Here is a 21817-nt window from a genome sequence, read left to right on the forward strand (position 1 = left end):
GAGGAATGTACGCACATAGAAGCTGTCGTTGGTACTTTTTAATAGAAGCAACCTTAGCACGGTGCAATACCGAACTGAGGTTGCTTCAGTTAACAGTTAACTAAGACATACTGCCGTTTACTTCAGATAGGTTCACGTTTCTCCAATTCCACCTCTGCCATTCAATACATATACCCTTGCATTTCCTTTGCCGGAGCATGTCAGAGTAATCTTGCCATCAGTAACGGTTTTGGAATCACCGGTCACCGCATCCACATAGGTTCCGTTCGGAATTCCGGTAAACGTGGCGTTTCCTGAAATCGTGACCAATGCAAAGCTGTCAATGCCTTTGGCACTGTCGGTATATCTTCTCTTAAACGCCAGATTGCCCGACACATTCTCTGTGGAATACTGACCTTTTTGCAAGGCGGGAACAGCTCTTCTGATTAAATTAAGCTGTCTGATATGTTTCGCCAGAGGATGATTGAGCGATTCAGCAAGCGTGCCAGTAGCATTTGTGTATTTGCCGTAATCTTGTACCGTAACATTGCCTTCAATGTGATCGCCGAAATATGCCCGTCCCGTTTTACTTAGCGGTGCGTTTGGACCTGAATCAATGGTTGCCCCTTTTTGAAACTCGATTTCGGAGCCATAGAAGATAGCGGGTATTCCGCGGAAGGTGAACATCAGATCGAGATTCTCGGCCCAAGTGTCCTGTGTGCCCGCAAATCTTTGATTTTCCGGAGCCTGGTCGGGCGCATAGTCATGCGAGTCGACATAGGTTACATTCCAGGTAGCATCATTATAGTATTGATCGCCACCTTTCATACTGAATGCTTCCTGTGCAGTCTTGAATGCCCAATGCATTGGAAAATCAATCACATCCATGCCCGATTTCATCGAATAGTCAGGCGTATGATAGGTATTTCCGTTTAAGAAAGCATTGTTCGAGGTTAGCTGTCCTGCTGTAGTAGAGTTGTCCGCCCACTCTTGTTCAACTGACGCTTTATTGGAGGCGTAGTCATTCTTTCCATCGCCCGGATACGATTTTGAGCTTTTCCAAGTATAAAATGGCGTCGAGATCGCTGGAATTCCACTGTTCCAGACATCTCTGTAACGAGTGGCTACTTCTCCAAAAATATAGAAATCCGAGCCGCCTCTTGTTTTCCAGGCAGGAATATAGTATTTATTGAAAATATACCTGCTCACATGCTTCACCGTATCGACACGGAAAGCGTCAATACCCATGTCTATATAGTGATTGTAGGTATCTATTAAATATTTGTTAACTTCAGGGTTTTCCGTGTTCAAATCCACGCAATCTCCCGCTATCTGACCAGTTTGAACAGTATAGGATTCCCAAGAGAGACTTTTCTCTGTATGGTAAATGTTATTGTTCGTTCCCTCTGTCTTCATTAAAGCGAGCCTTGCCTGATACTGCTGATCGGGTGTCATGGAATCATAGTTTGGCGGCAACTTATCCGTAGTCTTCACCAAGTTGTTAGCGGTATCGGGTTTAGCCGGATCTTTCTTGAACATGGGGTACAGATTCTCTTCACCGAAATTACCCGTATGATTGACGACGATGTCCTGAATAACCTTCAGTCCTTTGGCATGGGCCGCATTGATCAAATCCTGATAAGAAGCTCCCGCCGATTCATATCTGGGATCTACTTTGGCAAAATTTATTGCATGGTAACCATGATAATCATAACCGCTGGCATTCTGCACAACAGGTGTAATCCAGATGGCGCTGAATCCAAGGGCTTTGATATAATCGAGCTTTTGAATCAGCCCCTTAAAGTCCCCTCTCCAAGCCGGGTCCGAATCTGGATTGCGCGCCTTTCCATCATCCCATGCGTGCACGTTATTGCTCGGTTCACCGTCATAGAACCGGGAAGTAATCACGAAGTAAATAGTATCTTCCCGAAAGTCACCTTTATTTCCAACATTATAAACAAAGCTTTGTTTGGTTTGATTGCCAGCGCCGTCTATAACGAGAAATTTTAATGTCGTGGTCTTTGAGATAAGGATGGACGGTCCGGTCAATCCGGCCAGAGCGTTGCCGAGGATATAGACTTTTGAGCTTATGGTTGGTTCCGTACCATCCTCGGTGTAGTATGCCTTAGTCGTTGCCGCCTTGTTATCCTTAAGGGTGAAGGATACAGTCACTGAGGAATTGGAATGCCCTGCAGGCAAATTCGCTGTGATTGTCGGAGCTTGCAGATCAGCATTCAGGTCAATTACATAATCGAAAGAGGATGCATTTCCAGTTTGACCGATTGAATTAACACCGAAGGCCTTAATGGTCAAAGAGGAAGCAACTTGGATTGGAGAGGTATACAAGATCGAGGAGGTCGTAGGTGTCGAACCGTCTATCGTATAGTAAATCTTATCGTCACTGTTGGTGCTGGAAAGCGTCACCGTTTGGGACGAATCATAAGTTTTGGGTACAGGAGAGGCGGAAATCGCCGGAATTTTAGGCATTTCCGGGCTGGCATCATACCATGTGTTATCTGTGTAATACCAGCCCTCTTTTACACTGCGGGACAAGTCGGCCGTCTGTTTGCCGCTACTGTCATTGAAGATGAGACTTGAGCCTGTCGCCTCGGCAATGGTGTAGCTGTACCAGTCGTTTCCATCCGACTTCATCAGGATTCCCGGCCACGCCCCGCTTATCGGAACGGTTGTCGGATTCAAATTCCAGTAATGGATTCGAATCGCTGAATTCCAGCTTGAAGGTTTCTTAAAGTGAACCGTTAACCCAGTTTGAGTTGATTTAGGTGTTGCGGTAGGTGCATACGTTGCGGTAACGGTAGACGTGATCGAAGCGGTTGTCGATGGAAGAGCAGTCGCTGTGGAATTCGTGTAGGTGGCTGTATAATCGCTGTTACTCGAAGCTACGCCGGGTAAACCGAAGAAGTTGAAGCAAAGTGATAAAATAATCAACCAAGAAATAAAACTCCCAGTTTTTTTTCTTAGCAAGTTAGCAACCTCCTGATAATATTTATTGGGGTAGGTAATGCAATCGGTTGCATTAAAAGTAAAAAAACAAAGACATTTATTGGGTAAAAATGGGTTCATTGATCGCCTCCTCAGTAATATATAGGGAAAAGCATCATTGTACGCGCTTACAAAATAAACTATGAGAAAAGCCCATTCACACAGGGCTCTATACCAATGATTTTTTCCTTTTATGATTATATCATCCATACTTTTACTGGTCAATGCATTGCTAGGGACATATTTTAAGGTTTTAAGAGTTTATATTTTAGTACTGAAAAGGGGATGATTTTTTCAACGTAATACTTATTGTCTGACTTTCTTTTGCTGGATTTACATTTTTCTTTCATTTCTTCATGATATTGTTTCTGCTCACTTTTACTTCTGTTTTTAAGGTCTTTGATGGCTTTGGCTAAAAACAGTGAGAAGATGGATTTCAGAAAAAAGCGCATGTTTAAACGAAGAAAGTGGAGTGAACGGATCAAGGAGCAGGTGGGGAAGCCGTTAGGAATTTATCTTTAATATAAGCATTGACAAATTTTTGAATAAGTGAAACCATGTCTCTAATTACAATTATGTGCAAACGATTGCCCCCTTTAAAAGCGTATACATTTTGCTTTTTTAGCCTCTTTTATTTACTCCTAAACTCCCAAGAGAGGTTGGTCGTAAAATAAAATCAAAAAGGAGAGTTTAGTATGAGGAGGAGGGCAAGCCCCACTTGAGACGTACCTGGAGTATCGTTCTCTTTGTCGCATTGTTGTTGCAAACGATTGGCTTTAATCCCAAAGCACAGGCGAATGCAATTTTCGGCAGTTAGACGGTTCGGATGCGAAGCTATCGGCTGTCGCAAACTACGGACTTCCGGAAAGGACGAAGGATGGTATTATTTTTCATGAGTGGAACCTTTAATACGCTGTAGTAGCTAGATTGCAGCAACGTGCAATCTTGATTTTTTTACAAACAGGAAAAATTGACTGTATTTTCAAAAAAACCGAAAATCATTTGAAATTCGTACTTAACCAGCCTGAGAAAGTTTTTTATATTATTTTGTGCTGCTATCCTTCCACTGAGAAAGCTAGGACAGAATCAGGATTTTGAGGCTTCTTTAAGGATGTTATTACATAAAAGCGGATCTTAATACAATCTTAATGCTGTAGGCAAATTCGTAATACGGTACTGATTTTGCTCATGATATACTAAGGATTGAGAGAGATATAATAGAGGGTGGGCACAAGATGGCAGCAAAACAGAACGATGCCGGGTCCATATTTGATCGAATTACTGACTTGCCGGTAAGGGAAAGAAGAGGAAGACTAAAAATTTTTATTGGATATGCACCAGGTGTTGGGAAGACTTGTGCGATGCTTAACGACGCGCACGAAGAGCAAAAAGAGGGTATAGATATTGTAGTTGGATATATTGAACATTATGCCCGGCCATACACTGCGGCGCTATTGGAAGGACTTGAACTTCTTCCTTACATCAAAATTTCAAATAAAGAATCCTCAACTAAGGAATTTGATCTGGACCAAGCGCTCCAGAGAAGTCCTGACCTTATTTTATTGGACGATATGGCCCATACCAACGCGGCAGGATGCCGCCATAAAAAAAGATATCAGGATGTGGAGGAGCTTCTTCGCGCAGGAATTCATGTATATACGACGATGAATGTTCAACAGATCGAAAGCCTAACGGATATTGTCTACTCCATCACTGGCATTTCCGTTGACGAACGCATACCGGACAGTGTATTTGACAGTGCTGATCAGGTGGAATTAGTCGATATTGAACCGGATGATTTGATAGGACGTTTGAATAGGGGAAAGATTTATCCTGAGGAGGAGAATACACAAGCTCATTTATTTACCAAGGAGAAGCTGACGGCTCTACGTGAAATTGCTTTGCGTAATACAGCAAGCCAGTTAAACCGAATCGCGGAGCAAATCAGTGAGCAGGCGAAAACAAATGAATTTGATACGAAAGAACATATTCTGGTCTGCCTGTCTTCAGCTGCTTCCAATAAGAAAGTGATTCGAACAGCAGCAAGAATGGCGGCAGCTTTTCATGGTCATTTCACCGCGTTGTTTGTGGAAACACCGGAAGCGAGAGAATTGACACCAAAAAATAAAGCGGAGTTAAGGGAAAACCTTAGGCTGGCTGAGCAAATGGGTGCACAAATCGCAACGATGTATGGAGACGATATTCCAGGACAGATTGCCGAATATGTCAAAACAAGCTGTGTATCGAAAATTGTCCTAGGACGCTCCCCTTACAAGAGGAGAGGCCTTGCAAAATCCAATGTAATGGATAAACTAACGGCCTTACTTCCTAATATTGAAATCTATATTATCCCCTATACTCAGTCTTCCTTCTATAAAAGATTGCCTTTTTACGCAAAATACCCAAAGCTGTCGTTGGCTGATACTATCAAGACCATTGCTATCTTGGCTGTGTGCACAATCATTGGCTTGTGGTTTAAGTATTTGGAATTTCGAGAAGCCAACATTATCACCGTGTATATTCTGGGGGTTTTGTTAAATGCAATTGTGACCAAGGGCAGAATGTATAGCGCCATTTCTTCCGTTATGAGTGTACTTGTGTTTAATTATTTCTTTACCGAGCCTTATTATTCTCTGCAGGCTTACGACTCAGGTTATCCGGTCACCTTTCTGGTTATGCTAGCTGCTTCTTTCATGACGAGTACACTGACTATGCGAGTAAGAGAGCAGGCTCGTCAATCCGCACAAAAAGCTTACCGTACCGAGGTGCTTCTGGAAACAAGCCGGAAACTGCAACAGGCCAAAGACTCTTCGGCTATTATTAATGAAATGGCGCAGCAAATGGTAAAGTTGCTGGACAGAATGGTCATTTTTTATTCAGTTGACCAAGGGGAACTGTTGGCGCCGCAGGTTTTTCCAAAGAAAGAATCGGCAGTTGATCCAGGGGTCTACACAGGAGGCAACGAACGTGCAATTGCAGAATGGGTGTATAAGAACAACAAGCGTGCAGGAGCTACCACGGATACTTTTTTTGGCGCTAATTGCCTATATCATGCGGTGCGTGGGGGAGATAAGGTTCTTGCGGTGGCAGCTATTGTTATGGACCAGGAAGAACCTTTAGAAGTTTTTGAAAAAAGCCTGATGATTGCCATGTTGGAAGAGTGCGCGCTGGCGTTGGAAAAAGAAAAGCTGAACGAAAAACAAAAAGAAATCTCCATGCAAATCCAGCAGGAGCAACTTCGTGCCGATCTGCTTCGGTCCATTTCTCATGATTTGCGCACCCCTCTTACCAGCATCTCAGGCAACGCGGGAATTCTTCTTGGAAACTCTGAGGTACTAAACGTGGAACAGAAAAAAGGTCTATATACGGATATATATGACGATTCCATGTGGTTAATCAATTTGGTAGAAAATTTGCTGTCCATTAGTCGAATCGAAGGTGGTACTCTAAATCTGAATTTTCAGGCAGAATTAATGGAGGAAGTCATTTCGGAGGCTCTGCTTCATGTGAATCGCAACAGTGTGAAGCATGTCATTCAGACGGCATTGGATGATGAATTGATGATGGCTCGAATGGACTCCCGGCTTATTGTTCAGGTATTGATCAATATGGTTGATAATGCAATCAAGTATACCCAAGATGGCTCTCACATCACGATTTCCGCAAGACGCGAGAGACGTATAGTCGTTGTAGAAATCTCAGATGATGGCCCTGGTATTTCTTCAGAAGAAATCAAGGTCAGACTGTTTGAGATGTTTTATACGGTCGACAACATTCATGGGGACGGACGTCGTGGATTAGGACTGGGACTTTCTCTGTGCAAATCAATTGTGAATGCTCATGGCGGTACTATTGGTGTTAAGGACAATGTCCCTAAAGGGACGGTTTTTTACTTTACCCTGCAAGCTGAGGAAGTGAATGTCCATGAATAAACCTTTTATTCTTGTTGTGGAGGACGATAAACCCATCCGCAAGTTGATTACGACAACACTGGAGACACAGGGCTATAAATATCATACGGCTGAAACAGGGGAAGCATCGATTTTAGAAGCAGTATCCAAGCAGCCGGATCTAATGATTCTGGATTTGGGGCTGCCGGATATGGACGGTGTAGATATCATAAAAAAGCTTCGTGCATGGTCGAATATGCCTATTATCGTGGTCAGTGCACGTAGCGAAGATCGGGATAAAATAGATGCGCTGGATGCCGGAGCGGACGATTATCTAACAAAGCCCTTCAGTGTAGAAGAACTACTGGCCAGACTTCGAGTCAGTTTACGAAGAATTCGAAATGACAGTGATAAGCTCCTGAAGGATGCTTCCAGCTTTATAAATGGAAATTTGAAAATTGAATATGCAGCAGGATGCGTATGGATCGGTGAAGAAGAAATTCACCTGACCCCAAGCGAATATAAACTGCTTTGCCTGCTGGCAAAGCATGTAGGCAAAGTACTGACCCATAATTTTATCCTGCATGAAATCTGGGGCAGCCACAGCTATGACATTCCTGCCCTGCGTGTGTTTATGGCAACGCTGAGAAAAAAAATAGAAAAAACATCATCACAAACAAAGTTTATTCAAACACATATCGGAGTTGGTTACCGTATGCTTCAGGTTGGAGATGATGGCTAGGTAACAATACCATTATGTAATTAGAGATCATGCTCTTATGGAGCATGGTCTCTTTATTTTTCATCTGCCATCTAAATCTTAAGATGATCTTTATACTTATATGAAAACCCTAATCCTAAACTAATGGTGAAAATGTTACGCTGAACTCGGAAGTAAAGAGGATAAGGAGGTTTGGCATGTGAGATGGGCACTACCTTGTTCGTCTGTTTCATCGGCTAAGCGTTCAACTGAGTGATAGGGAAAGAGGTATGAGGAATGAATGAAATTTTAACAATTGCGGGTCTGATCTCAATCGTGCTGGCAGTGCTGTATTCCGTTAAAAAAATATATGATTTTATCGATTTGCAGAAGGTGACACGGAAGGATATCTATGAGAACTATAATATCTATAAAGCAGCTCAGAAGTTTGCTCTCGGTACACCCGTCGATGAGATCAGAGAAATCCTGACAAACAGCTATGAGTTAGACGATAACCAGGTTGAAGAGACAATGCTTTTGGCTCTTCCTCATCGGAACGATACCGATGGTGGTTATCTTGCCTTTATCAAGGCTGTAAATCGGGTGCTGGGACAAGAGGTTTACAGCTAAACCTCAGAAAGAAGGCAAAATATGAGTCGTCAGGCCCTGTTATTGGTGTTTGCTCCCAATCTGGCCGGAGAACAATTTCTACAAGCGCTGAGTGCAGGAGAGAAATTATTTGTTTCTTTGGCATCCAATCCTGATCAACAACAATATTTGTAAGAATTGAATTAGGAATAGAAAATGTTATTGAAAGCTTAGAAGGCTTATTCCACTTGTTGAAGACGGAGTGAGCCTTTTTTACATGCAGAAAATTCAACTACAATAAGCAATTAAAAACGGCAAGTCGATGTATGCAAAGAGGAAGGGAGAATGAGTGCTATGAATTTCATGAAAGCGTTTGACATATTTGAATATCAATCTATAATTATGAACAGAATTGGACCTCACAGAGATGGAAGTATCATGATTTTTTCAATCTGAATCGGATTGAGATGTCGCCATCTTTCAAATAGGTCGCTGCCTATGAGGAATACGATAATTGATAGAGCTGTTGTTCATAAACAGCAAGCTCCATAACCAGGGGCTTGCTCTTTCATTTACCTAAGGAGAATGGGTCGGAATGACACTTAAAAAAAGAATCTTTTTATTGTTTTTTCTCAGCGCATTTATCCCCTTTATTAGTATATTTGTAATTTCTTACTATACCATTGATTCCATTTTTGCGAATAAAATCAATGATGGAATTCGGAGCAATCTACAGCAGGTAACTTCATCACTGGAGAATTCAATTAACAACCTGAATCATGTTACTCAGCAATTGTCATATAGAGGTACATTAGGAAAGAAACTGGATGAAGTCTTGAAGCCTTCCTCCAATATATTTGAATTGATTGAGGCTAGAGATGAATTAAAGAATGAGTTAAATGTCGTAACGTTTACTAATCCGAATATAGGTCTGATCTTATACTATTTCCAGAAAGAAGGCACTACACAGTTCGCTAACTTTCCCATCAAAGATCGTTTTTCCCCCGAGTCTTTGCCTGTGCTATTCAAATCATATGGCATTGCGTACTATGGTCCCCATATCAGTATGAACCGATTTGATGATCAGCTCGTTTTATCTGCTATGCGAAAGGTACAACTGCCTCAAAGGGAAGATGTATACATTTACGTCGAATCCGGCTTTCGCCTTACACAGGATATACTGGGTTACAATCAATACAAAGGAGCTTTATCGCATTTGATCTTGAATGGTGAGGGCAACATTGTTTACAGTGAAATTCCGGAAGCGATGAAGGTCGGGGAGAATTTCTCCAGCTTATCGAAAGGTACTGCAAAAGACGGAATATCCCGTGATTACCATTGGTTTAAGGAGGACTCCTCTCAGAATTGGAGCGTCATATCGGTAATTTCGCAGGCTAAGTATCAACAGGAGAAAAACCAGTGGTTGCTTCAAATATTACTGGTCGCTTTATTTTTTTTCGGCTTTACCGTATTTCTTGCTTGGCTTCTGTGGAAGACCGTCTACAAACCACTCGGTCTGTTCCATTCGGAAATTAACGGAATGTCTCAGAATCCACAAAAGGCAGGCAGCCAGATCCGCACTCAAATTCCCGAGTTTGACTTTCTGCTGGGGGAATTCTCAAATATGCAGCATCAAATCGGCGACCTGTTCAAGGAAGTGCAGCAAAAAGAGAAGATTCGTGCAGATTTGGAAGTGGAAAAATTGTTATATCAGATCAATCCTCACTTTCTGATGAATACGCTGGATACTGTGCACTGGTTGGCAGTTATGAACGGACAAGGGGAGATTGACAAGTTGGTGCAATCCTTGAACAAGTTGTTGTATTACAATTTAGGTAAATTAGGGCAAGTATCCACGATGGAAGAGGAAATTGATGCGCTAAGACAGTACCTAATCCTGCAACAAATTCGATATGACTTTGAATTTAACGTGCGTATTTCAGCGGATGATCAAGTGCTTCAAATACCTGTGCCTCGTTTTATTCTGCAACCGTTGGTTGAAAATTCACTTTATCATGGACTGAGTGACGAAGGTTTTATTCAAATTGAAGTTACACTCGCCAAAACGCTGAATATTTTAATACAGGATAATGGAGCAGGTATGACCGAGGAAGCGATTCAAAGACTTCTGAACAATCGTATAGCTGAACATAAAAAAGTAGGGATGGGCATCGGACTCAATTATGTCCACCGCATGTTGAGGGCACAGTACGGAGATCAAGCACAACTGGTGATCGAAAGTGAATTGGGTACAGGGACAAGTATACTGCTCATACTTCCTATCAAAGGAGAAGATGTCTAAGGATGATTAAGGTGTTGATTGTGGATGACGATAAATTGGTACGAAAAGGAATAAGCTCCGCGATGCCCTGGAACGAGTTCAATATGGAGGTTGTAGGAGAAGCAAGTAACGGGTTGAAAGCACTGGATTTTCTGAAATCCCAACCGGTCGATCTGATGTTGACGGATCTCGCGATGCCGGTAATGTCAGGTATTGAACTGATGCGAGCTGCAAGGCAGCTCTATCCAGAACTACATATTGTCGTATTAACACTGCATCAAGATTTCGATTATATCCAGGAAGCGCTCAGGCTGGGAGCCATCGATTATATAGCCAAAGTTCAGCTCGAGAAGGAGCAATTCGAACACGTGCTGCATCGAATACATACCCGGATTGACGAGCTGGCGAATACAAGACGAAAGCTGCCGCTGCTAAGTGAGACCAATGTCCATTATCGCCATGTATATGCACTTGTTTCACTGGATCGCAAGTCAGGACAGAACTGGCCGATTGAACTGACATCCAATGTAGATGAGATCCGATGGGAGGTTGAACGGAACAGCTGGATGTGGACGGCACCCATGGACCTAGAGGATCAGCTGTTCCATAAACTGAAGGGATACCTGGATCAATTTCCCCAAGGAGCCTTGCTGGTTCTGTCCGATGTACAAGAGCGAACATGGTCGCAAATCCAAAACTGGATTATGAATTATACAGAAACGTCCTTATTCTATGCATACAATCCTTATGATCCTGTCATTTCCGTTTCGATGAATGTGGAGGACTCTTTTCCAATAGAACCGCAAGATGAAGACATGGATCGTATTAAGCAAAGTTGGTTCCTATCACCATGGACCCATAACGACAGTTACTACAACCAACTGATTGAACAGTTCAAATCACTAAGACTGCATAAAGGCCAGCTGATGGGTTTGCTATATTCTATAGTTATGGAATGGAATCACCTTTTTGCTCAGAGTACGCTGGGTAGAATCTCAATGATCCATTCTTTTCAATCCTGGTACGAGGTAGAAGGTTGGATCAAGCAGACCTCTGTGGACATTCGTAAGGCAGATGAACAGACTTCATATTCACAAGAAATTGTAGACGCCGTGAAAAAAGCAATTATGATCATGCAAAATGATTTGGACCAAGCTTTTACAGCTTCAGGTCTGTCCCAACAGCTGAACATCAGCCGAAGCTATTTCAGTCAATGCTTCAAGGATTTGATGGGGAAAACCTTTAATGAGTACTCTCGATTTATGCGAATAGAGAAGTCTAAAGAGTATTTATTGAATACAACCAACACGATTTTCTGGATTGCGGAGCGAGTGGGTTATACGGATGAAAAATATTTCAGCCGAATTTTTCGCGAATTGACAGGTCTGCTGCCAAGCGAATATCGACAGCTCGGCAGAGGGGATAGATAGCGTACTCTCCCAGATGACCAATAATCCGGGCGAAAGAGGGGGAAGCGATGATTAAGAAGATGGCTACATGTGTTCTTGTCGTCAGCTTAATTGCAGTGACAGTATATTTCAGCAGCCCATACTTCCGGGAATCGCCAATGGGACCAACGAAAACAATCTCGGACACTGCTGCTGCCGATCCATTGGGGAAATATGAACACCCCGTTTCCATCCGGCTGGGATATGTGGTAGACCCAACGGGCGCGGATCTTTCCGGAGGAGAAACACTTGAGAAGAATATGTGGAAAACGATAATTAAACAAAACCTTAACATTGATGTCCAGGTATTATGGCAGGTGTCGAAGGAAAATCTGGGTCAGAAAATCGATCTGGCTATCGCCAGCAATGATTTGCCGGATGCCATGATTGTAAATCAGGTGCAGCTGAACGAGATGATCAAGGCTGGAGAAATTGAAGATCTAACCGAGGCATACAATAGCAGCGCATCACCGGAAATAAAAAAAATTATCGACAGCACAAACGGATTAGCTATGGAACAAGTGACCTTCGATGGCAAGATGATGGCTGTTCCGTCTGTGACAGCGGAAGACTTCAGCATGCTCTGGATTCGACAGGATTGGCTGGATCGTCTTGGACTGAAGCCGCCGAAAACGGTAGATGATCTGGAAGCTATCGCCAAGGCCTTTGTGGAGAATGACCCGGATGGAAACAGTAAGCGGGATACGATTGGCCTTGCTTCAAGCACTGGACTGTATAACGATTTCAACAACAGTGCTTTTGCTTTTGATCTAACGCCGATCTTCGCAGCATATGGATCTTTCCCGGGATATTGGCTGAGCAAAGATGGAAAACCTGTATACGGTTCGGTTCTACCGGAAACGAAGGACGCCTTGGTCAAGCTGCGTGAGATGTACGCCAAAGGCCTTCTCGATCCAGAAATGGGCATCCGCAAAGAAGCGGAGGAAACGGTCATTAACGGTCAGGCGGGGATGTTCTTTCAAGGTTTCTATGCTGGGTACTGGCCCCTTCCGAGCGCTTGGCAGAACGAGCCGAAGGCGAACTGGCAAGCATACGCACTCCCGCTGGATGCAAACGGAGCATACCTTGTGAAGGTGGATAATCCGTCAAGTTCATTCTTGGTGGTACGAAAAGGATATGCTCATCCCGAAGCGATCATTAAAATTAACAATCTGTACCTTCGTGATGAGTTCAAGTACGGTACGCGTTTTATGCTGAGCCGCAATTTCTTTGCTCCGGCAGATGAGGCACGATATGAATCGAAGGCCGCGCAGGATATTCTGATGGGAACCAAAACACCCGCTGATTTCAAGGACAAGTCTGAATACAAATTGCTGGAAAACTTGGTTTCGACGATAAAACAAACCAAATTGAAGCCTTATGATCAGCATGGTATTTCCTATTGGAATGAACACAGCGACAGCTTTATGCGGGGTTATTCGCTTCTTGTAGGCGGAAGAAATTTCTTCGATCCAAACATCCATAAAATTCGAAGCCTTACCTATATACGAACTCCAACGATGGAGAAGGCCTGGGGTGAACTATCGAAACTGGAACATGATACATTTTTGAAAATTATTTTAGGCGCTGAACCGATCGATTCATTTGATCAATTTGTCGAGGAGTGGAAGGAACAAGGGGGCGATCAAGTGACTGTGGAGGTGACCACATCCCATAATCATCGCTGAAGACCATCTTGAATGTGATACGATCAATTCTACAAGACACTTTTGTAATTCCATTAATCAAGCCGACAGATTCCTGTTTCAGGAGCTGCGGTTTTTTTGTTCTTCACTTTGATTAGTAAGTAAGGATAGACAAATGTATGTCGGTAGGTAGGGTAAATGCTTACAAGCCAACTATGGCTTCATGATCTCGAATGAAACCGTATACATCTCTCTATCCAAACAGACGTTCAATCCCTATCTCGATTTGTCTTCTCCGAGTTTTATAATGAAAGCGTAAACAAAAATGGTAGAGAAATATTCAGAACGAAGGGGAATCGAATGTGATGAGAACTAAATGGTTCATAAAAAGAAAAATGTTGACGAGACGTCTGGCCGTGCTGTCGATGTCTGCCTTGATGATTTCAACCCTTGCAGCCTGTGGGGGTTCCTCCAACCCTCCCACTGCGGAGGAAGCGGGCAAGTATGAGGCAACACCGGGAGACCCATTCAGTGCCTATAAAGACGAAATAACCGTAACGATGGGTCGAGTGACTACAGCCAACCCGAAACTGCCGGCTGGAGATACGTATGAGAACAACGCGTACACTCGGCTGGTCAAAGAAACGTTTAACGCTCAGATTAAAGACCAATTTGAAGCCAACGGAGAAGATTACAGCCGTCAGGTTTCTCTCGCCATCGCCTCTGGGGAACTGCCTGACATGATGCGTGTCGATTCCAAGGATGAACTCAAAGAACTGGTTGATAATGATCTGATTGAAGATATGACGGAAATTTACAAACAGTATGCCACAGATAACATCAAGAACATTTACGAATCTTATGAGGGCCGTGCATTAGATAATGCGATGATAGATGGACGCTTAATGGGACTTCCGGCTACTTCCCTAGATTCCGCGCCAACCATGGTCTGGGTTCGTCAGGATTGGCTGGATTTACTGGGAATTCAACTTGATGCAGACGGAGACGGGGCCATCAAGCTGGATGATGTGGAGAAAACGGCCGAGGCATTCCTGAAAAGAGATCCTGGCCAATCCGGGAAACCGGTAGGCATTCCCTTTGTGAACACCCTGAATACAAGTGACTATAATGGTTCCGCCTATACCATGCTGGGAGTTGCCTCCACCAAGGGTGCATTCCCTCAATACTGGATGAAGGGGAAGGATGGCAGCATTGTTTATGGCTCGACAACAAAGGAAACCAAGCAGATGTTAGGCGTCATGGTAGATTGGTTCAAGAGAGGCATCATCGACCCGCAATTTGGAACCCGCACATTTGATGATATTACGGCACTGTATACCAACGGCCAAAGCGGTATTGCTTTTGGACCATGGCATATTCCCGACTGGGGTCTGAGCAGCGTGAAGCAGATGGATAAGAATGCGAAATTCACGGCTTACACTTTGGAGGATGCAGACGGAAAGGTAAACGTGGCACACGCCAATCCAGCCAATCAGTTTATCGTTGTGAGAAAAGGATATGAACACCCGGAACTCGCCGTTAAAATAGTAAACCTTTTCTACGATAAACTGGCAAATGATAAAAATGTGGAAACATCTATGCCAGAAGCCGCCAAGTATCAAGAGAACGGTGTAGACGGTTCTACCAGACCTTTTAATATTGAAGTCAACTCGGCTACCTCGCTGCTGGATGATTACTCTGACGTTGTTCGCGGGATTAAAGGGGAGATTAGTCTGGATCAGGTCCGGACAACAGAATCAAAAAACAATATTGAAAGTATCCAAACCTACTTGAGCGATATGGATACGGATAACGTAACAGCCTGGTCGAAATATCACTCGCGTATTAACGGAGTGGGACTCATCGATAAACTGACACAGGAAAACAAATTCGTTTGGATGACACCCGCTTTCTCTGGAACTACACCAAGCATGAAACAGACATGGGCTAATCTGACCAAGATGGAGCAGGAATCTTTCATCAAAATCGTGACGGGTGCAGAATCTCTGGATTACTTCGATACTTTCGTTAGCAATTGGAAGAAACAAGGTGGTGACCAGGTAATTCAGGAAATTGAAGACGAGGTCGCATCCGATAAATAAATAATCATGAACTGCTAGAAGGGCTGCGATACGCAGCCTTTCTTCAGGAAAGGGGCCCATTCATGAAACAGGGAAATGATAAAGCAAAAGGTCGGTTGGGCACGGGTGCCATGTATCATCTGATGATGCTTCCAGGAATTTTATTTTTGCTGGTATTCAGCTATGTTCCGATGGTCGGTGTCATTACGGCATTTCAGGATTATATACCAGCCAAGGGGATGTTTGGCTCCAAATTTGTAGGACTGAAGCATTTTATTTATATGTTTAAGCTGCCGGACATCGCACAGGTTTTTAGTAATACGTTGGTGATTGCCATTGCCAAGATTCTATTGGGAACAATGATGGCTATCATTTTTTCCATTTTGTTAAATGAGATTCGCATTAAATTCGTTAAAAAATCTGTACAGACAATTGTCTATCTGCCACACTTTCTATCCTGGGTAGTTCTAGCGTCCGTGGTTGTTAACATGTTCAGTTTGGATGGAATTGTGAATCGAATTTTGGCTTTTTTCGGTCTGGAGAATATTAATTTTCTCGGCAGCAACACCTGGTTCCAGCCACTGATTATTGGGACAGACGTGTGGAAGGAGTTCGGTTACAATTCCATCGTCTATTTGGCTGCAATTACTTCGATTGACCCAGGTCTGTACGAAGCGGCAGGAATGGATGGAGCCAGCTGGTGGAGAAAAGTATGGCATATTACGTTGCCAGGTATGCTGCCTATTATCCTGCTTATGGGAGTGATGAGTCTGACCAATATTTTGAGTGCCGGCTTCGATCAAATTTATAATCTGTATAATCCGGTTGTTTATGAGTCGGGAGATATTCTGGATACTTATGTATATCGGATTGGACTCGTTGGGCGACAGTATAGCTTCGGTACGGCTGTTGGCCTGTTCAAGTCAGTGATCGGTATTGTTTTGCTATTGTCCGCCAACCATTTGGCCAAAAAATACACCGACCGAAAAATATTCTAAGGAGGCACAGCCTATGTCATATTCTGTAAGCCTAAAAGATCGAATTGGCCGGGTTGTCATCAATGCCATCGTCATATTGCTGGCATTGATCTGCCTTCTTCCGTTATGGAATATCGTTGCGATTTCATTCAGCAGCAGCGAGGCCGTGTCAGCTAATGCTGTAGGTCTCGTACCAGTCAATTTTACAACAGCAGCGTATACAAAAATTATCGATGATGCTCAGTTCTGGCGTTCCTTTGGCATATCTGTTCTACGTGTTGTGCTCACACTCCTTCTCAACATGATTCTTATTATTTTAATGGCATACCCGCTCTCTAAGTCGAAAAGGGAATTTAGGGGCAGAAACATTTATATGAATGTCATGATTTTTGCCATGCTGTTCAGCGGCGGGATGATCCCGAGTTATCTACTGATCAAAAACCTCGATATGCTTAATACAATTTGGTCGCTTGTTCTACCGGGAGCTGTCCCTATATTTAGTGTCATCCTTGTCATGAACTTCTTCTCTGCTGTACCTAAGGCGCTAGAAGAAGCAGCATTCATCGATGGGGCGAATCCGCTTCAGGTCCTGTTCAAAGTGTATGTTCCCGTGTCCATCCCTGCGCTGGCGACGGTAGCATTATTCAGTATCGTGGGAACGTGGAATGATTTCTTCAGCGGTTTGATCTATATGACCCAAGTTAGCAATTATCCGCTAATGACTTATATTCAGTCTCTTAACGTGGATATTGCGGAACTTCTTCAATCCGGCACCAACTCAGCACAACTCAGCAACCTGACTGAAATTTCAAACAAAAATCTAAATGCGGCCAAAATCGTAGTCGCTGTCATCCCGTTGCTGCTGATTTATCCGCTGCTTCAAAAATATTTTGTGACTGGAATTGTTGTAGGATCGGTAAAAGAGTAATTGTATGCTGTGACTTGATTAAGATAAAAACACCTATTCGTGTATGAAGTGCACCCCTTAGAATAGACATTGGAATAAACCCCTGGTTTATCCGATGAAATCTAAGGGGTGCATTTTTTATGCCGGCGAAAAAGGGAACAAAGTTTAACGAGTATACGTTTGAAACCAAGGTAGAGGCCATACGACTCCATATTGAAGAAGGTTGGACGTATCGTAGACTCATGGAGAAGTTTGGGATCGCAGATCGACATCGATTAAAAGAATGGATGCGCAAATACAAGCAACTCGGTGAATTCGGGCTCATGGACCAGCGAGGACGGCGTAAGGAGTATATCGATCAGGATAGGTATGTACAGAAGCTGAGACGGGAAAATGATATGCTAAAAAAGTGTTTGGAAATCTGGATACAGGAGATGAAGCACACAAATATATAACCATTGAGAAAGCTGCGAAAGACTATCCTATTAGCAAACTGTGTACGCTTTTCAAAGTCTCCAGAAGTGGATATTACGCCTTCTTAAAGCGTAGAGGAGCAGATCGAGATCGGGACGCGAAAGCACTTGTGAAGAAAGTGTATGAGCAGTATAACGGGGTCTACGGCTATCGCCAAATTCAACTATTTTTGCAGCACGATCATGGAGTCTGGATGAACCATAAAAAGGTACTCCGGCTCATGCAGGTCTTGGGAATCCGCTCACAAATTCGCCGGAAACATCGCTGCAACTATGCTTCCTCTACGAAAGGTCGTGTGGCGAAAAATCTGCTAAAACAGGATTTCAAGGCGGACAAACCCAATCAAAAATGGGTCACAGATATCACGCAATATCGTGTGGGGGATTGCTGGCTATATCTGTCTGCGATTAAAGACTTGTTCAATAACGAAATTATCGCGTACCAGATGAGCCATAGAAATGATAACGAACTGGTTTTACAGACGTTTCGACAAGCCTTTAAACAGCAAAAAGACGTGACTGGCCTCATCGTTCACAGCGACCAGGGATTCCAGTACACGTCCCATGCGTACCATGACATGTTGCCAAAGGTTGGCGCCCGGATCAGCATGTCTCGCCGAGGCAATTGTTATGATAATGCCTCGATGGAGAGCTTCTTCTCGCATCTCAAAACGGAAGGGCTCTACCCATATGATATCCGAAATATGGACGGGGCACAAAGGAGAATAGAAGAATATATTCGATTTTACAACCAATGTCGACCACAACGAAAGTTAAATAAGCTGCCTCCGAAAGAGTATCGGAAGCAGCTTATAGCCTAGGGTCTTTTTTCAGTGTCTATAAAATGGGGTCTTGACCAGTATTGGAAGGGTTGTAATGAACAATGAAAAACAAAAATTGGTGGAAAGAGATCGTAGTAACCAGATATATCCACGGAGCTTTCAAGATAGTAATGATAATGGAATCGGCGATTTGAAAGGAATTGTTTCCCGTCTAGACTATTTGCAGCAACTCGGTGTCGGAGCAATTTGGCTATTTGGTGGTTCAGCTTGGGAATAGGTACCCGAGATAGAACAATATTATTTACATCTTTTTTCTGTAAAACAGCCGGATCTCAACTGGGAAAAACCAAAAGTCCGACAAGAGATTTACGAAATGATCAATTGGTGGATAAGCAAGGGTGTAGGCGGTTTTCGGCTTGACGTAATTGACTTAATCGGAAAAGAACCAGATTTGAAAATTACCAGCAACAGGCCGAATCTGCATAAGTATATCAGGGAACTCAGCAAGGAGACGTTTCAAAAAGCTGGAGATCTGCTGACGGTTGGAGAAACATGGGGCGCTACGCCAGAGATCGCCAAATTGTATAGCAACCCGGACGGCAGTGAGTTTTCAATGGTATTTCAATTTGAACATATTAGTTTAGACGAACAAGAGGGGAAAGGGAAGTGGGATCTAAAGCCTTTAGATTTTCTAGAATTAAAAAAGTGTTGTCTAAATGGCAGACAGAGCTGAAGGGGGATGCCTGGAACAGTTTGTTTTGGAATAATCACGACTTACCCCGAATCGTTTCTCGTTGGGGAGATGACGGAGAATACAGGATAGAATCGTTTAAAATGTTGGCAACCCTTCTTCATGGAGCAAATCGCGCAGAGATTGTATGCTGGGATTTCCGTTCATCCTCACCATTCCGACACCGCACAGCGAAAAGACCCCGGCGACGGGGTCTGTTTTCTATGTCCGCTGTAATTAAATATGTCAACATCCGTTGGCCATGACATGCGGCGGATGAGCATTCCTTTCCGGATCCACCACTCAATTACCCCTACATAACAGCATATTGCAACATAACATCTTCACTTAAATCCGCATTTCTTCCGCTGTCTCGGTCAATCTCGCCTTTGAATCGTTCCATAAACGAAGCAAGAAGCCGAGTTCTGAAAATCATTGTATCGGAGATTGGAGGGATGCAGTCATTAGTAGTTTAACTCTCTTTATATTTATGAAAGTAGGAGCTGGATAGTTCTTGGCGTATTTTAAGGTTTAACACTTTACTATAGGTGATAGTGGATGATTAATTTTTTATGCGAGCAAGGAGGGTTCGTCTATGATATTTCGCAAAGAATTGAGCTGTCTTCACAATTGTGAAACAAACAACCCCGGCCGAAAGGCAGGAATCAGCACATTACATGCCGTTTCTGCGCCATCGTCGCGCAACCTTACAAGAGTGTAAGGCAATTGTCATCTAGATCAATGGTATCAACCTAGCTGCTCCTCTATACTAATCCATTGATAGGATTATTTTTAAGGGGGAGTTGGCGTGAGGTTTTTTGAAATGCTGCTATTCTTTTCAAGTGCTTGTCTGTTGGCACTCCTGTTCATTTTCAATCAACGTATCCGAAGATCAGCTTTGCTCATGACAAGCGGAGCAGGCTCCATTTTTTTAGTGATACATTTGCTTGTCGAAGGATACAGGGTTCAGCTTTTATTTTTATACGGATTTACGATCCTGATGCTTATGCTTTCGCTTATAAACGTTTTCATAACGCCGAAGGTCGTTCGGACTGCCTCGCGAATCCGTAGGGTGCTGGGCCGCCTTTTTATCGTGATTGGGCTGATCGCAACGGGGTGCTTCCTCTATGTGTTTCCCGTATTCGACTTTCCGGCGCCAACCGGCGAGTTGAAGGTAGGCACGCAAGTCTTTCATTTCATCGATCCAAGCCGGGAGGAGACATTTGGCAAAACCGCGACAGGTAAAAGGGAATTGATGGTTCAGGTATGGTATCCGGCTCAAGCTGGCACCGGCAAGTACGCTCCCTTTATTCCCGATACCCAGATTTTACGTTATATGGCCGCGGACTATGGCCTTCCCGGGTTTACTTTTCAACACCTGAAGTACGTATCCAGTCATGCTTATTCGGGGGCCGAAGTCTCTTCGGCACAGACTTCATACCCGCTGATCCTTGCGAATCCCGGCAACGGCTCTTCCAGGTTCCTCCACACGTCGCAAGCCGAAAGTCTCGCGAGTCATGGATATATCGTGGCAGTGATCGACCACACGTACAATACATTTGCAACCGAGTTTCCGGACGGGCGAATCACGACCAGCACAACCAACGACTTATTCTCGCCCGACCATGATTACCAGACGAGTAGGGGAAATCGCGACAAGTTGGGAAAAGTTTTAACCGGCGATGTGGCGTTTGCGTTGGACCAATTCGAGCTCATCCAATCGGGGCAGATTCCAAGTCATCTAAAAGGGAGGATTGATCTCGGTCATGTCGGGGCATTCGGTCATTCCATCGGCGGAGCGACGGCCTATGACGCTTCTTATGATCCGCGAATCGCGGTTGGAATAGACCTTGATGGAGGGCTTTATCGACTGCGTGACAGAGAGGGTCTGCGAAAGCCGTTTTTGTTCATCAACTCGGAAAGTTATTTCGAAAAATTAAAAATGGTGATGGATAACCGGGTCTACACGGATGCAGAGCTTAACCGTATGGGCTCAACAAGAGAGTGGGAGGATCAAGTAACGGAAGATAAAAAGTTGGAGCTTGAACGGATGCGCGAAACGGTCGACGAAGGGGGACAAGTCCTCTATATCGAAAATACGGAGCATTTGAATTTTGCCGACGTCCAGTTCATTTCTCCGATTTTCAAAATGCTGGGCATTACAGGAAAGATTGCACCCGAAAGAGCGAACTCCGTTATCAATGCTTATATGCTGGATTTCTTCGATATGTATCTGAAAAATCAAGGCGGAATCTTAATGAAAGGACCGGATAGCCGCTTTCCGGAGGTGAAGTTCGTAACCTCGCTATTATAAATTACGGAACAGGCTACC

Annotated in this window: 14 protein-coding genes and 2 pseudogenes; 14 read left to right on the forward strand and 2 right to left on the reverse strand. The window is 43.7% G+C overall.

The annotated features are described in order from the left end of the window. Positions 1–132 precede the first annotated feature (132 nt). Positions 133–2964, reverse strand: a complete 2832-nt coding sequence (locus tag T3H97_RS12395) for an alpha-amylase family glycosyl hydrolase (RefSeq protein ID WP_328802709.1) — start codon at positions 2962–2964, stop codon at positions 133–135. Positions 2965–4217: 1253 nt separating this feature from the next. Between T3H97_RS12395 and T3H97_RS12400 the strand changes: the two genes are divergently transcribed. The 13 genes and pseudogenes from T3H97_RS12400 to T3H97_RS12460 all read left to right on the forward strand — a co-directional run. After that, on the forward strand, positions 4218–6914 hold the full coding sequence (locus T3H97_RS12400) for a sensor histidine kinase KdpD (protein ID WP_328802710.1): 2697 nt from the start codon (positions 4218–4220) through the stop codon (positions 6912–6914). After that, complete coding sequence (locus tag T3H97_RS12405; protein ID WP_328802711.1) at positions 6907–7614, forward strand: response regulator transcription factor; 708 nt, start codon at positions 6907–6909, stop codon at positions 7612–7614. The genes T3H97_RS12400 and T3H97_RS12405 overlap by 8 nt, the downstream gene beginning before the upstream one ends. A 255-nt stretch (positions 7615–7869) precedes the next feature. Then, positions 7870–8202 (forward strand): hypothetical protein, encoded by a 333-nt coding sequence (locus tag T3H97_RS12410; protein ID WP_250245108.1) that lies wholly within the window; start codon positions 7870–7872, stop codon positions 8200–8202. Positions 8203–8223: 21 nt separating this feature from the next. Continuing rightward, complete coding sequence (locus T3H97_RS12415; protein WP_328802712.1) at positions 8224–8355, forward strand: hypothetical protein; 132 nt, start codon at positions 8224–8226, stop codon at positions 8353–8355. A 400-nt stretch (positions 8356–8755) separates the two neighbouring features. Further along, entirely contained in the window at positions 8756–10462 is a 1707-nt protein-coding gene (locus tag T3H97_RS12420; RefSeq protein WP_328802713.1) for a sensor histidine kinase, read from the forward strand. Positions 10463–10464: 2 nt separating this feature from the next. Further along, positions 10465–11871: a response regulator transcription factor gene (locus tag T3H97_RS12425; RefSeq protein ID WP_328802714.1), complete on the forward strand. Its 1407-nt coding sequence runs from the start codon at positions 10465–10467 to the stop codon at positions 11869–11871. A gap of 47 nt (positions 11872–11918) precedes the next feature. Next, complete coding sequence (locus T3H97_RS12430) at positions 11919–13577, forward strand: extracellular solute-binding protein (RefSeq protein WP_328802715.1); 1659 nt, start codon at positions 11919–11921, stop codon at positions 13575–13577. 323 nt (positions 13578–13900) lie between these two features. After that, positions 13901–15637 (forward strand): type 2 periplasmic-binding domain-containing protein, encoded by a 1737-nt coding sequence (locus T3H97_RS12435; RefSeq protein WP_328802818.1) that lies wholly within the window; start codon positions 13901–13903, stop codon positions 15635–15637. 62 nt (positions 15638–15699) lie between these two features. Next, a complete protein-coding gene (locus T3H97_RS12440; protein ID WP_328802716.1) occupies positions 15700–16614 on the forward strand; it encodes an ABC transporter permease in 915 nt (304 codons plus the stop codon). A gap of 13 nt (positions 16615–16627) precedes the next feature. Then, positions 16628–17521 carry a carbohydrate ABC transporter permease gene (locus T3H97_RS12445; protein WP_328802717.1) on the forward strand — a complete coding sequence of 298 codons (894 nt, stop codon included), beginning with the start codon at positions 16628–16630 and terminating at the stop codon, positions 17519–17521. 119 nt (positions 17522–17640) lie between these two features. Next, positions 17641–17955 carry a helix-turn-helix domain-containing protein gene (locus tag T3H97_RS12450; protein ID WP_025722639.1) on the forward strand — a complete coding sequence of 105 codons (315 nt, stop codon included), beginning with the start codon at positions 17641–17643 and terminating at the stop codon, positions 17953–17955. Continuing rightward, complete coding sequence (locus T3H97_RS12455; RefSeq protein ID WP_134902449.1) at positions 17910–18794, forward strand: IS3 family transposase; 885 nt, start codon at positions 17910–17912, stop codon at positions 18792–18794. Before T3H97_RS12450 ends, T3H97_RS12455 begins: the two co-directional genes overlap by 46 nt. Before the next feature lie 62 nt (positions 18795–18856). Next, positions 18857–19613: pseudogene (locus tag T3H97_RS12460) on the forward strand (alpha-amylase family glycosyl hydrolase); the annotation flags it as partial. Between the two features lie 118 nt (positions 19614–19731). Here the strand turns inward: T3H97_RS12460 and T3H97_RS12465 are convergent. Continuing rightward, positions 19732–19915: pseudogene (locus T3H97_RS12465) on the reverse strand (TetR-like C-terminal domain-containing protein); the annotation flags it as partial. A 378-nt stretch (positions 19916–20293) separates the two neighbouring features. On the opposite strand from T3H97_RS12465, the gene T3H97_RS12470 reads away from it, so the two are divergent. Further along, positions 20294–21799, forward strand: a complete 1506-nt coding sequence (locus T3H97_RS12470) for an alpha/beta hydrolase family protein (protein WP_328802718.1) — start codon at positions 20294–20296, stop codon at positions 21797–21799. Positions 21800–21817: the final 18 nt, after the last annotated feature.

This window comes from Paenibacillus sp. LX16 (genome assembly GCF_036252815.1).
GTDB classification, from domain to species: domain Bacteria; phylum Bacillota; class Bacilli; order Paenibacillales; family Paenibacillaceae; genus Paenibacillus; species Paenibacillus polymyxa_B.

Excerpts from the sequence above, each read along its gene's own strand:
- T3H97_RS12425 (WP_328802714.1), top strand. The coding sequence starts at position 10,465 with ATGATTAAGGTGTTGATTGTGGATGACGATAAATTGGTACGAAAAGGA.
- T3H97_RS12445 (WP_328802717.1), top strand. The coding sequence starts at position 16,628 with ATGTCATATTCTGTAAGCCTAAAAGATCGAATTGGCCGGGTTGTCATC.
- T3H97_RS12440 (WP_328802716.1), top strand. The coding sequence starts at position 15,700 with ATGAAACAGGGAAATGATAAAGCAAAAGGTCGGTTGGGCACGGGTGCC.
- T3H97_RS12430 (WP_328802715.1), top strand. The coding sequence starts at position 11,919 with ATGATTAAGAAGATGGCTACATGTGTTCTTGTCGTCAGCTTAATTGCA.
- T3H97_RS12435 (WP_328802818.1), top strand. The coding sequence starts at position 13,901 with ATGAGAACTAAATGGTTCATAAAAAGAAAAATGTTGACGAGACGTCTG.
- T3H97_RS12420 (WP_328802713.1), top strand. The coding sequence starts at position 8,756 with ATGACACTTAAAAAAAGAATCTTTTTATTGTTTTTTCTCAGCGCATTT.
- T3H97_RS12450 (WP_025722639.1), top strand. The coding sequence starts at position 17,641 with ATGCCGGCGAAAAAGGGAACAAAGTTTAACGAGTATACGTTTGAAACC.
- T3H97_RS12400 (WP_328802710.1), top strand. The coding sequence starts at position 4,218 with ATGGCAGCAAAACAGAACGATGCCGGGTCCATATTTGATCGAATTACT.
- T3H97_RS12405 (WP_328802711.1), top strand. The coding sequence starts at position 6,907 with ATGAATAAACCTTTTATTCTTGTTGTGGAGGACGATAAACCCATCCGC.
- T3H97_RS12415 (WP_328802712.1), top strand. The coding sequence starts at position 8,224 with ATGAGTCGTCAGGCCCTGTTATTGGTGTTTGCTCCCAATCTGGCCGGA.
- T3H97_RS12410 (WP_250245108.1), top strand. The coding sequence starts at position 7,870 with ATGAATGAAATTTTAACAATTGCGGGTCTGATCTCAATCGTGCTGGCA.